The organism is Neorhizobium sp. T25_27 (assembly GCF_002968565.1).
GTDB classification, from domain to species: Bacteria; Pseudomonadota; Alphaproteobacteria; order Rhizobiales; family Rhizobiaceae; genus Neorhizobium; species Neorhizobium tomejilense.
Map to the genome: position 1 here is coordinate 149,330 of NZ_PVBJ01000010.1, position 11,815 is coordinate 161,144.

At 62.5% G+C, this 11,815-nt stretch carries 11 protein-coding genes; 6 read left to right on the forward strand and 5 right to left on the reverse strand.

All coding sequences use genetic code 11. The features are described 5' to 3' along the window. Positions 1–3: 3 nt before the first annotated feature. From C5J24_RS24325 to C5J24_RS24335, 3 genes are all read right to left on the reverse strand, one after another. Positions 4–1,125, reverse strand: a complete 1,122-nt coding sequence (locus C5J24_RS24325) for an ABC transporter permease (protein ID WP_105401766.1) — start codon at positions 1,123–1,125, stop codon at positions 4–6. Positions 1,126–1,134: 9 nt separating this feature from the next. After that, positions 1,135–2,121, reverse strand: a complete 987-nt coding sequence (locus C5J24_RS24330; protein ID WP_037085996.1) for an ABC transporter permease — start codon at positions 2,119–2,121, stop codon at positions 1,135–1,137. Positions 2,122–2,261: 140 nt separating this feature from the next. After that, complete coding sequence (locus tag C5J24_RS24335) at positions 2,262–4,211, reverse strand: ABC transporter substrate-binding protein (protein ID WP_105401768.1); 1,950 nt, start codon at positions 4,209–4,211, stop codon at positions 2,262–2,264. A 195-nt stretch (positions 4,212–4,406) separates the two neighbouring features. Between C5J24_RS24335 and C5J24_RS24340 the strand changes: the two genes are divergently transcribed. From C5J24_RS24340 to C5J24_RS24365, 6 genes are all read left to right on the forward strand, one after another. Next, positions 4,407–4,691 carry a hypothetical protein gene (locus tag C5J24_RS24340; protein WP_105421574.1) on the forward strand — a complete coding sequence of 95 codons (285 nt, stop codon included), beginning with the start codon at positions 4,407–4,409 and terminating at the stop codon, positions 4,689–4,691. Beyond that, on the forward strand, positions 4,691–5,410 hold the full coding sequence (locus C5J24_RS24345; RefSeq protein WP_105401770.1) for a FadR/GntR family transcriptional regulator: 720 nt from the start codon (positions 4,691–4,693) through the stop codon (positions 5,408–5,410). The genes C5J24_RS24340 and C5J24_RS24345 overlap by 1 nt, the downstream gene beginning before the upstream one ends. 45 nt (positions 5,411–5,455) lie before the next feature. Further along, positions 5,456–6,286, forward strand: a complete 831-nt coding sequence (locus tag C5J24_RS24350; RefSeq protein ID WP_105421576.1) for an NAD(P)-dependent oxidoreductase — start codon at positions 5,456–5,458, stop codon at positions 6,284–6,286. Further along, positions 6,283–7,164 (forward strand): SMP-30/gluconolactonase/LRE family protein, encoded by an 882-nt coding sequence (locus C5J24_RS24355; protein WP_105421578.1) that lies wholly within the window; start codon positions 6,283–6,285, stop codon positions 7,162–7,164. The genes C5J24_RS24350 and C5J24_RS24355 overlap by 4 nt, the downstream gene beginning before the upstream one ends. 10 nt (positions 7,165–7,174) lie before the next feature. Then, entirely contained in the window at positions 7,175–8,101 is a 927-nt protein-coding gene (locus tag C5J24_RS24360; RefSeq protein ID WP_105421580.1) for a dihydrodipicolinate synthase family protein, read from the forward strand. Positions 8,102–8,385: 284 nt separating this feature from the next. Next, the gene (locus tag C5J24_RS24365) at positions 8,386–9,522 is read left to right on the forward strand and encodes a polysaccharide biosynthesis/export family protein (protein WP_105421582.1); all 1,137 of its coding nucleotides are present in this window, start codon (positions 8,386–8,388) and stop codon (positions 9,520–9,522) included. A 2-nt stretch (positions 9,523–9,524) separates the two neighbouring features. Here C5J24_RS24365 and C5J24_RS24370 read toward each other — a convergent pair whose 3' ends face one another. After that, on the reverse strand, positions 9,525–10,454 hold the full coding sequence (locus C5J24_RS24370) for a serine/threonine-protein kinase (protein ID WP_245437505.1): 930 nt from the start codon (positions 10,452–10,454) through the stop codon (positions 9,525–9,527). Beyond that, positions 10,447–11,811: a type VI secretion system-associated protein TagF gene (tagF, locus tag C5J24_RS24375; RefSeq protein ID WP_105421584.1), complete on the reverse strand. Its 1,365-nt coding sequence runs from the start codon at positions 11,809–11,811 to the stop codon at positions 10,447–10,449. Before tagF ends, C5J24_RS24370 begins: the two co-directional genes overlap by 8 nt. Between the last annotated feature and the right edge of the window lie 4 nt (positions 11,812–11,815).

Here is an 11,815-nt window from a genome sequence, read left to right on the forward strand (position 1 = left end):
GCCTCACTTGTTGTACGGGTCGGCCGCATCACGCAGACCGTCGCCGAAAAGGTTGAGTGCCATGACGGCGATGACGACCGCGAGCCCGGGCATGAACAGCCATGGCGCGGTGGCGATGGAGCGGATGTTCTGCGCCTCGCGCAGAAGAACGCCCCAGGAAACTGTCGGTGGCTGCAGGCCGAGGCCGAGGAAAGAGAGCGATGTCTCCGCCAGGATCATCGCCGGCACGGCCAAGGTCATCGAGGCGATGATATGGCTCGAAAAGCTCGGCAGCATATGGCGGAAGATGATGCGGCCCTCCGAGACGCCGTCGAGACGAGCGGCGGCGACAAATTCCTCGGTTCGCAGCGACAGGAAGCGGCCGCGCACGACGCGGGCAAGCTGGGCCCAGCCAGTGAACGACAGGATGATGGTGATCATCATGTATTGCAGCGCCGCCGGCCACCCCTGCGGCAATGCCGCGGCGAGCGCCAGCCAGATCGGAATGGTCGGCAGCGACAGCACGAAATCGATGACGCGCTGCATGACGAAGTCGATCCGGCCGCCGTAATATCCGGAAATGCCGCCGAGCACGATGCCGAGCAGCAGCGACAGGAACACGCCGACCAGGCCGATCGACAGCGAGATCTGTGCCCCCTGCACCGTGCGGCTATAGACGTCGCGTCCGAGACGGTCGGCGCCGAAGAGATAGAGCGGCTTGCTGTTGTCGGTGGTGGCGATGAGGTGGATGTCGGTCTCGAACAAGCCGAGTACCGAATAGGTGTAGCCACGCCCGAAGAACTGGATCGGAATCTTCGTATTGGTATCCTTGACGAAGATGGCGGCAAGCGTGTTCGGATCGCGCGTCAGCTTCATCCCGTAATAATAGGGGCCAAAACTGAACCCGTTGGCCGTATCGAGGAAATGAATGCTCTGCGGCGGATGGAAGGTTGAACGGGCGTTCTGCAGGATCGGGTCGTTGATCGCGAAGAAGCCCGGGAAGATCGCGACAATGTACATCGCGACGGTGACGACAAGGGCGGCCATGGCGAGCTTGTGCCGCTTGAAGGCCCACCAGATCAGCTGCCATTGCGCCGCGACGGCGACGCGATCGGGGCGATCGTTAAGGATGGTTGCATCGACCATTCGGGCCTCCTATTCGAGCCGGATGCGCGGATCGACCAGCGCAAGCAGGATGTCGCTGATCAGCGAGCCGATCAGCGTGAGAGCGCAGATCAGGAGCACGAAGGCGCCTGCGAGATACATGTCCTGCGCCATCAGCGCCTGGAGAAGCAGGGGCGCCGCTGTCGGCAGGTTGAGCACGATCGCCACCACGACCGAGCCGGAGATCAGGTTGGGCAGAAGCCAGGCGATCGTCGAGATGAATGGGTTGAGCGCGATGCGCAGCGGGTATTTGATCAGCAGCCGGAACTCCGAGAGCCCCTTGGCACGGGCGGTCGTGACATAAGGTTTGGGCAGCTCGTCCAGCATGTTGGCGCGCATGACGCGGATCAGGCTCGCAGTCGAGGATACCGCGAGGATCGCCACCGGCAACCACAGACGCGACAGAAGGTCGAGCGTCTTGGCAATGCTCCAAGGCGCCGTCTCGTATTCCGGTGAGAAAAGGCCGCCGACATCCGCGCCGAACTCGACGGCGGCGATATACATCAGCACCAGCGCCAACAGGAAAGACGGGATCGACAGGCCGAAGAACGTGAAGGCCGTGAATGCATAGTCACCGATCGAATATTTCTTGACCGCCGAGTAGACGCCGATCGGCAGCGCGATCGCCCAGGTGGCGATCAGGCTTGCGAGCGCGAGGACTAGGGTCAGCGCCATGCGTTCCCAGATAAGGCCGGAGACCGGTTGCTGCCATTCGAACGAGATGCCGAAATCACCGCGGGAAAGAATTCCCCAGATCCATTTCAGGTATTGCACCAGCATGGACTGGTCGAGGCCGAACCGCTCGCGGAGTGCGGCTGCGGTGTTCTGATCGACCACTTCGTTGGAAGAGGCAAGCGTCGCGATATAGGTGGTGACGAAGTCGCCCGGCGGAAGCTGGATCAGAACGAAGGCGAGGAAGCTGACCGCAAACAGCGACGGGATCATCCATAGCAGACGTTTGATGATAAATTTCAGCATGCAAAGCTCGCAATTCGGATTGCACGGCATGCCAATACGAAAGCCTTCGACCATCGTTCGGGCAGGTGATGCAATGGGACCGGAAGGGTGCCGCCGCCGGTCGGGCGGCGGCACAGTTGGAGTAAATCAGCTCGTGCCGCTCAGCTCGTGAACGTGAACTGCTGCGGCAGGGCAGGGCCAGGGTTCGGCCAGGACCAGCTGTCCGGCTGTTTTTCCGGAACGTTGCGCAGGTTGTTGCGGATCACGCCGAAGCCACCCACAGCGAGGCAGATCCCCATGACTTCGAATTCTTCCGCAGCGATATCGAAGACCTGCTTCATGATCGCGCCGCGCTTGTCGACATCGGCCGTGGAACGGGCCTCGTCATAGAGCTTGAAGCGCTTCTTCTGGCTTTCCGGGGGCTCTTCGCCCTTGGCGCCGTTGGACGTGTACCAGAGCGTCCACGGAATGGCGTAACGCGATCCCTGCGGATGGAAGGCGAAGAAGTCGCGCGGATCGAGCATCGGGTCGAGGCCGCCGGGACCCGGCCAGACCTGCGCATCATGGGCGTTGTCGTCGCCTCTCGTATAATAGAGCGCGCGTTCGATGGTGTTGACCTTCATGCTGATACCGATCTTCACCCAATGCGCCTTCACCAGTTCCAGCACGTCGACGAGGTCGGGATAGAGCGTCGGGATGACGTCGACCGCGAAGAAGAGCGGCTGGCCGTCAGGCCGGAGACGGATGCCATTGGCATTCTTCTTGTCGAGGCCAGCCTTGTCGAGCATGGCATTGGCCTTGTCCGTCGCAAATTCGGTGAACTGCCGTGCCAGCTTCTCGTGATACCACGGGTGGCCGGGGCGCGGGCCGGTCTGGTAGCCCTCGCTCTGCCCGAAGTAGACGATGTCGATGATTTCCTGGCGGTTGATGCCCATCGACAGCGCCTGGCGGAACGACTTGTCTGCAAAGATCTTCCGCAGCACCGGATCCTTGTGGGTCATGTTGAGGTAGAGCGAGCACTGCTGCGCCGCCGACGGTACGAGCGACAGCAGGCGGTAATCGCCCTTCTTCATGTTCTGCGACAGCGTCGGCTTGTTCGCGAGCGAGTTGATATGACGCTCCTGAATGTCGATCTTGCCGGAGATGACGTTGAGCATCAGCGACTCGACGTCCTGCGAGATGCCGAAATTCAGCTCGTCGACATAGGGCAGCTGGTTGCCCTCGGTATCGACCTGCCAGAAGTAAGGATTGCGAACCATCAGCACCCGGGTCGCGCCGCCGGAATAGGCCTCCTTGATCATCCAGGGATCGAGCACCGGCTTCTCGGCATTGCCCCAGCGCTGCGGAATTTCGATGTCGCCGCACTTGGCGCGGAAGAGGTCCGGCCAGCTCGATGAACCGGCCGCTTTCACGTCCGCGTCGAGGTTCGGGTTGTATTTCGGCAGGAACTTGCTGCAGTAGTGCTTGGCAAACAGCGTCGGATGCTGGCCGAGCGGGGTCGCAAGGTTTTCCAGATAAAGCGCGTTGGCTGCGGCGAAGGTGAACTTGACGGTGTAGTCGTCGATCTTTTCGACCACGACCGGCTTGCCCGCCACGGAAATCTGCGCCGGCGTCGAGCTGTAGAGTTCCTTGTTCTTGACGACATCCTCGATGGCGAACACCACGTCGTCGGCCGTGAACGGATGGCCGTCCGACCACTTCACGCCCTTCAAGAGGTGGAAGGTGAACTGCGAAGCATCTGCATTGACTTCCCACTTCTCGGCGAGATTCGGCAGAGCTTGGGTGAAGTCCATGTTCCAGCGCACCAGGCCCTGGTTGCCGACCATGCGCAGGATGCCGTTATGGTCAGACGAGCCGCGAAGGCCGCGCCGCAACGTGCCGCCGTAGGTGCCTATCTTTTCCCAGGGTTTTACGACCATCGGGTTCTTCGGAAGACGTTCGGCAAGCGGCGGAAGCTTGCCGTCCTTGACGAGGGCCGCAAGCTGCGGCGCCTCCTTGGTCGCAGCCGCGCTGGCGCTGCCGCCCGCAACTGACAGGGCAACCGCCCCGCCAACGCCTGCGAGGAACGTCCGGCGGGTAACGCCGGAAGACATATTTTCGTCGTCGCGCATTAATTTCCTCCCAAATGAACCGCCGACCTGAAAGGCGATCGATGACAGGTTCCCTACCGCCACGACCGCCGAGGACCTCCATCCCATCGGCTAAAACGACCATAAGCAGGTTTTCAGATGATTACAAGTATTGACAGATTTTTACAGGTTAAATACTGCTGGTTAAAAAGAGCCATGTCGACAGGGAGGAGACGCATGACTTTCAGCGAAGACTCGCGCCAAAAATTGAAGAGCGTCTCGACAGCCACGCTGACGTCGGTGCTTCTGAAGCACGGCCTGCGGAACGTCTCCATTCGCAACGTGCACAAGATCAACAAGGGCGCTCCGCGCCTTGTCGGGGCTGGAACCTTCGAGCAGACCGTTTTCGAGGATTTCGCCGAAGAGCGTGTGAGGGCGGGCGAGGGCATCTTCGGGCTTTATCCGCCGGAAGCCGAAGCCGAGCAGGCGTTTCGCGCATGGAGACGTGAAAAGGGACGGTGATGAACCAGTCGGGCGTGATAGCGGCCGCCAAGGCGGAACCTCGTTTCAGCGACATCATCTACGAGAAGATCGTAGGCATGATCGCCGACGGCCGTTTTCCCATCAACGAGCGCCTTCCCTCCGAGCCGAACCTTGCAGTTCTGTTCGGGGCATCCCGGCCCGTGGTGCGCGAAGCCCTGGAGCGGCTTCGCAGGGATCAGTTGATCGTGTCTCGCAAGGGATCCGGCTCCTATGTGCGGCAGCGGCCGGATTCGTCGGTGCTGAGGCAGGTGCCGGTCGGATCGCTTGCCGATGTGCAACGGTTCTTCGAGTTCCGCGCCGGACTTGAGGCGGAAGCGGCAGAACTGGCGGCCCGCAACTGGCAGGCCAATGACAGGATCCGTATCCTTGCGGCGCTTGCTGCCCTCGAACACTGTCTGGAAATCGGCGAACTCGGTGCGGAAGAGGACCAGTACCTGCACGACGCCATCGCCGCGGCGACCGGTAACCAGTTCCATGTCACTGTCCGCGATTGGTTCAGGCCACATTTTTCGATCGGCATGTCGGTGACCCGCAGCCTCAGCCTGAAGCGGACGCCGCTGCATGTGCGGCACGTGCAGGACGAGCATCAGGCGATCGTGGAGGCGATCCTGGCACGGCGGGAAACGGCGGCCCATGACGCCATGAAGAACCATATACTGAATGCACGCGCCCGCATGTTCCAGGGCGTGGGAGGCTAGGAGACCTTCGATTTCATGCGATGCGAGGCATCGCGAGGAGGGGTGTTGAAACGGATTGCGATAACGGGTGGCGCGGGCAATATCGCCACGCAGCTTCGGGGATTTCTGCGCCTCGAGGCGGAGCATATCAGGCTGATCGACATCAGGCCGGCGGAAGAACTCGCGTCGAACGAAAGCTTCTTCGAGGGCGACCTCGCGGATGCAAGCGCCATGCGTGCCGCACTCGAGGGCATGGACGGCGTCATTCACCTCGGCGGGCTTCCCCGCGAGGCCGATATCGGCGACATGCTGCAGGGCAATATTCTTGGCACGTACAATCTGTACGATGCCGCCCGGGCCAACGGCACGAAGCGGGTCGTCTTTGCGTCCAGCAACCACGCGACCGGCTTCTATCCCCGTTCGCAGACGATCACGCCCCTCGACGTGCCGCGGCCCGACACCCGCTACGGCCTGTCGAAATGCTGGGGCGAGATGGTCGCCGGGTTTTATTACGACAAGGCGGATATCCGCACGCTGTCGATCCGCATCGGCAATGCCGGTCCCTATCCGAACAGCGAACGGGCGGCGGCGATCTGGATCAGCCCGCGCGACCTGTTCCAGCTCGTGAAGATCGGTCTCACCCATCCCGACATCGCTGCTGCGGTCGTCTACGGCATGTCGCGCAACGACGTCGGCTGGTGGAAGGATGAACTTGCCGAGCGGCTCGGCTACCGGCCACAGGATTTCTCGCGCGATCATCTGCGCCTCGAGCCGGTGGATGAGAGCCCGGTTGCCGCATTCTTCCAGGGCGGAGGTTTCTGCGATCCTCAGCACGACGGGACAATCCGGCTCCGGGACGAGAACGGACTGATCGTATTCACGGAGGCTGCGCGATGAGCGAAACAAAGATCATCACACCGAAGGTTCGCCGCGTCATCGACTTTCCCCTTAAGGTCGGAGAATCCCCTACCTGGGACGCGCGCACCGGCGATCTCTGGTTCGTCGATATCCTCGCGCCCGCGGCAATCTGCCTGCGGGCCGGCGGCGCCGTTAATCGGTTCGAGATGCCGGCGAAGATCGGCTGCCTGGCTCTTTGTGAGAATGGCGAAGTCGCGGTGGCGCTGGAAAGCGGCGTATACCTGCTGAACCCTCAAACAGGTTCGATGAAACTGCTTTGCAACCCGGACGGCGGGCGGCCGGACAGTCGGCTCAACGACGGAAAGGCCGGGCCGGACGGCTGCTTCTGGGTCGGTACCCGCGACGAGGCGATACCGCAGACGGGCAATGGCCGCCTTTACCGGGTGAAGCCGGACGGGTCGTTCGACACGGTGATCGATGGCGACCTGATGACCTCCAATGGTATCGCCTGGAGCCCGGATGGGCGGACGATGTACCATTCCGACAGCAGTGGGCTCTACGCGCAGATCTTCGATTTCGATCCGGCGCACGGCGTCACAGGCCGTCCTCGCCGCCTGCATGACTTCACACCGGAGGAAGGACGGCCGGACGGGGCCGCCGTGGATGCCGACGGGTTCTATTGGATCGCCGGCCAGCAGGGGGGACGGCTCAACCGCATCTCGCCGGATGGAACGGTTGTCGAGGCCTATCTGATGCCCGCCAAGGGGCCGAGCATGCCCTGCTTCGGCGGACCCGATCTCGCTACTCTCTACGTGACCACGCTCTCGACCGACAACAACGGTACTTTCGAAGACGGCACGATCTACGCCTTCGAGCCGGGGGTCTGCGGCACGCCTGTTCATCGCTTCGCAATCTGAGGAAAAGCTTATGGATATCCTGACATTCCGCGAAATCCTGACCGGCATTTCCGGCGTACCGATCACCGCCTACGGAGCGGATGGCGAGGTCGACATCGGTGTCACCCGTGCGATTTACGGGCGGGTGGCGAAAGCCGGCATCCACAATATCGTCGCGGCCGGCAATACCGGTGAATTTTATGCGCTCACTCCGGCGGAAATCACGGTCGTCACCGAAGCGGCAGTGGCGGGCGTCGATGGCAAAGCGCCGGTGACGGCTGCCGTAGGGCGCTCGTTGCGAGAGGCGATTGCCATGGCAAGGACGGCGAAGACGATCGGTGCGTCCGCCGTCATGTCGCATCAGCCGGTCGATCCTTTCGCGGCACCCGCCGCCCAGATCGACTATTTCCGCAATCTCGCCGATGCCTCCTTGCTGCCGATGGTCGCTTACGTCAGGGCCGACGGTTTCAGCCTTGACGACCTGCTACGGCTCGCGGCTCACCCGAACATCGCCGGCATCAAGTTCGCGACGACCGACATCCTGCTTTTATCTCGGGCCGTCGCGGCATCCGCTGCCGGCAACGCGCTGTTCATTTGCGGTCTGGCGGAAAGCTGGGCGCCAGCCTTCACCGCTGCCGGCGCCCGCGGGTTCACCTCCGGTCTCGTCAATGTCGCGCCCCAAATTTCGCTGGCGATTCATGCCGCACTTGAGGCTGGAGATTATCAGGAGGCTCGCCGGATGATTGACATCATCGAGCCCTTCGAGCGGATGCGCACGCAATACCGCAACGGCGCAAACGTTACGGTCGTCAAGGAAGCCGTGGAAATAGAGCTTGGCGTTTCGGTCGGCGAAGTGCGGGTTCCCGGCCTGCCGCGGCTCGCTCCGCAAGACCGGGTAAAATTGACCGAAACGCTCGGCCAATGGCCATCTCTGATGAGCCGAGCATCCGGCTATTGAAGTCGGGGGCATCGGCCGAGCTTCGCGCGAAACTTCGGGCCGAATCAGGGTGCCGCCCGTCGCAAATTCCTCGCTTGTAAGCGCACCAAGCGAGGCCGATTGGGGGCAATTATCAAGGCTGGTTCGGGATCGGACAGGCCGACCAGCGGGGGTAGAGTTGCACATCAACCACAGGTACTCGCCCCCAAGCTGTCATAATGGCTTTTTTGTGCCCGGTTCGTATTGCGGTGAGGCATCGACTTGATACTTGTCAAGGAAACGAGGCTTTTCCAAAAGGATACGGGATGCGGAAGCTTGCCCCTTGCGTCTTTGTTGCGTTTCTCAGCGCCTGCGCCGCACCGTCGGACGGCCCGACAGCGGGCAGGTTCTACGACGCGACGGATCCCCAGACCGGCCAGAAGATTCCCGTCGTGCGGCTGGCGAATGCGCCGATGGAACCGTTCAACCCTGCTCCGCTTGGTTATTCCGCGACCGATCAAGGCCTGAGCGTCCTGCGCTCAACAGGTTTTGCGGATAGCCGGCTGCGCCGCGGCGACGTCATCGAGGTCACCATCCTCGATACCGGCGAGGAAGGCATGTTCTCCTCGACCCAGAGCAAGACGCTGAATCTGGGGCGCTTCACCGTCGATTCCGCCGGCACCGTGACCCTGCCCTTTGTCGGAAAGCAGCGTGTGCTGGAATCCTCGCCGGAGGCGCTGCAGGCGCGGATCGCATCCGGCCTGAAGGGTTCGGCAGTCAACCCGCAGGCGGTGGTCTCCGTGGTCGAAAAGCCCACGACCGGCTTCACGGTCAATGGCGATGTCCGCGCGGCTGGCCGGTTTCCGCTCACCGCACGCAAGGAGCGTGTTCTCGACGCCATCGCTCTCGCAGGCGGGGCCTCCTCGGCGCCGACTGCCGCGACCGTGACCGTCATTCGCGGCAAGCAGAGGGCCAGCGCGCCGCTCGAACGGGTGCTCAACGAGGATCGCCAGAACATCCACCTCCTGCCGGAAGACCAGGTCTATATCGGCAAGGATGCGCCCTCGTTTACGGCTTTCGGGGCGTTCAAGAGCGTCGGGGAGTTCGAGTTCGAGCCCGGCAAGCTTACCCTGATGCAGGCATTCAGCCGTGCGGGCGGGCTGCTCGACGACCGGGCCGACGCCAGCAATTTCTATGTGGTGCGTAACCAGCCGGTCTACAGCCAGGTTACGGTGGCAAACGCTGCCAAGAACCCCGGCACGGCCGTGATGACGACCAAGCCGGTCATCTACCGCGTGGACATGAAGGACGTCGCCAACCTGTCGCTGATGCAGCGGTTCAAGATGGCGGACGGCGACATTCTCTATGCCAGCAATTCGGGCCTGGTGGATTTCGCCAAGCTCTTCACGATCTATCAGAAGAGCGCGCCGACGGCCGCCGCGCCGCTGCCCGGCAGCAACTGACCCTAACTCCGGTTTTCTTTGCCAAGGCCGCCCAGCAGATGCAGGGCGGCTTTCGCGTTTTCGGGCCTCTCCTGCGGTTCCGGACGCGCCAGTTCCGCAGCGAGCTGGCGCAACCACTCCACCATCGCGCCAGCCTCCCGGCAATGATCGAGAAGCGTCGACAGAATAAGGCCCGCTGCGTGGAGATCGGAACGGCCGTCAAGGGCCAGTCCCGCCAACTGTTCCGGGGGCGCGAATTGCGGGCGGCCGGCAAAGGCGATGTCGAGATCCCGATGACGCCGCCCCGTTTCCAGCGCGATGCCGAAATCGCCGATCTTCAGTCGTAAAAGATCACCGTCGCGACAACGAAGATTGGAGAGCGAAAGGTCGCCATGAACGAAGCCGGCGGCATGGATCGCGTCGAGCCCTTTCAAGATGGCGGCGGTGATATGCGTGATGTCGTCGACCGAGAGCGGTGTCTCCCCGACAAGATCGGCGAGGCTGTGGTCGATCCATTCAAGGACCAGGGCCGGCCGGCCGTCGGCAAGCCGCAGTAGTGTCTCCGTGGCGGCCACGTTCGGGTGGCGGATGGCGCCGCCGACTCTCGCCTCGCGCAGCAGGAGTTCTCGCGCGACTGGGTCGTCTGCCTGGTCGGGGCGGAGCGTCTTGATGGCATGCAGGCTATCGAGGTCGCGATGACGGGCGCGATGGATCCGTGTCGACGTGCCCTCGTGGACCACGGCTTCGAGTACGAAAGTATTGGCGACGATCGTGACATCGTGGCCGGCGAGGCGGTCTTCGCCCCTATCGAGGGCGTTGCGGACCTGATCGATCAGAGAGCGGCGCCATGCTGGGTCGCGGACGCTGCCTCCGGCGGCGGCGAGCGCCTGCCAGAGCGCTGCAAATTTGCGCGCGACCTCTTCAAGATCTGCGTTTTCGGGATGATCATCCACGATCGGCCTTCACGTCAACAACCGTGACGCTGAGGTTTTCCCGGCAATTTCCGATCAGGGCTTCCTGTGCCAGCACGGCGGAAACCTTGCCGAGTTCTGTCGAGAGCATGATGTTCGCGATGCTGCGTTCGGACAGGACCTGGGGCATGGGACTGCTGCAGAGCAGGAACCGGTCGCCGGGATGCAATCGGCCCGAGACAACATCGGGTACCAGTTGGCCTTTCAGGCCGATCCCTCTCGCCAGCGAGCGCCTGAGACCGATTTTGGTGTGGTCGCGCGTGAGGCAACGCATCATGCCGTCGCGCAACAGATAGCAGCGGGCATCTCCTGCCCACAGAACCGCAAAACTCTCATGCAGCGATGCCAGAACGACGATGCTCGCCGAGGGCGCCGATCGCTCCGAGGTGAGGTGGCCGGATTGCAGCACTCCATGGGCCTGGCCGAGCTTTCCCTTGATTTCCCGGACGAGAGCCTCGATCGTCTCCTGGGACGCCGCGTCCCCCAACATGCCGGCGGCGATCTTGCTGGCTTCGACCGCGCTATTCCCATCGCCAACCCCATCCACAATCGCGAACATCGACGGTACTGAGGAGATGAAGACGGTGTCGGCGTTGACAGACAGGCGGGTTCCGGGATGGCTGGCATAGCTGTGGAGAAGCTTCAAATGTCCGGGAGCTTCAGCCGTCGCCTGTTGTCGGCGGGCGGCGGCTCCAGGTTGCTCCGCCTCCCTGACGGTGTCTTCGGCAAACAGCCTCAGGAAATCCGACGGGCCGGGAGCGCCGCTGACGCGGAACCCCTTCATTCGCCGGTCTTGCGAATTCATTCGCCACCAGAACGTTCCCGGCAGCGTGAAGCTGTTTTGCTTCACCCCGTCATCGAACTGACCGGGCCTTGGCGGTCTTAGCTGTTTCAGGCTCGCCGTGAAGGTGTCGATGTCGAAATCGCGGCGAGCTGACGTCTCGGCCAGTCCCTCGGTTGCAACGAACCACGTATCATCGAGGCAAAGGCGGCGCGGATCTCCGGAAAACCCGTGAAGCTGGGCGGCAACCACAAGCGGAAAGCTGCGGCCGACGCGGTCGAGGCTCGGCACGATGACACCGGCGACGGTGGCCGGTACCCAGAGGTCCTGCTCGACGATGAAACGCCAGGACGGCATGGATCTGAATCGGCGTTCCCACTGGCTGCCGAACTCCGCCTGGATGGCCTCAAGACTGGATTGCAGCCAGGCATCGATCGCGCCGTGCAGTTTTCGCCCCAGTCCGGTCCAAACGAAATCGCCATGGGTCGGCAGCTTGCCGAAGAAGCCGATACGGTCAGCGTCTGACGAAGTCTGGCCCAGCGTCGCGCGTTCGTTCATGGCG

Excerpts from the sequence above, each read along its gene's own strand:
- C5J24_RS24335 (WP_105401768.1), bottom strand. The coding sequence starts at position 4,211 with ATGCGCGACGACGAAAATATGTCTTCCGGCGTTACCCGCCGGACGTTC.
- C5J24_RS24365 (WP_105421582.1), top strand. The coding sequence starts at position 8,386 with ATGCGGAAGCTTGCCCCTTGCGTCTTTGTTGCGTTTCTCAGCGCCTGC.
- C5J24_RS24360 (WP_105421580.1), top strand. The coding sequence starts at position 7,175 with ATGGATATCCTGACATTCCGCGAAATCCTGACCGGCATTTCCGGCGTA.
- C5J24_RS24345 (WP_105401770.1), top strand. The coding sequence starts at position 4,691 with ATGAACCAGTCGGGCGTGATAGCGGCCGCCAAGGCGGAACCTCGTTTC.
- C5J24_RS24340 (WP_105421574.1), top strand. The coding sequence starts at position 4,407 with ATGACTTTCAGCGAAGACTCGCGCCAAAAATTGAAGAGCGTCTCGACA.
- tagF (WP_105421584.1), bottom strand. The coding sequence starts at position 11,811 with ATGAACGAACGCGCGACGCTGGGCCAGACTTCGTCAGACGCTGACCGT.
- C5J24_RS24325 (WP_105401766.1), bottom strand. The coding sequence starts at position 1,125 with ATGGTCGATGCAACCATCCTTAACGATCGCCCCGATCGCGTCGCCGTC.
- C5J24_RS24330 (WP_037085996.1), bottom strand. The coding sequence starts at position 2,121 with ATGCTGAAATTTATCATCAAACGTCTGCTATGGATGATCCCGTCGCTG.
- C5J24_RS24355 (WP_105421578.1), top strand. The coding sequence starts at position 6,283 with ATGAGCGAAACAAAGATCATCACACCGAAGGTTCGCCGCGTCATCGAC.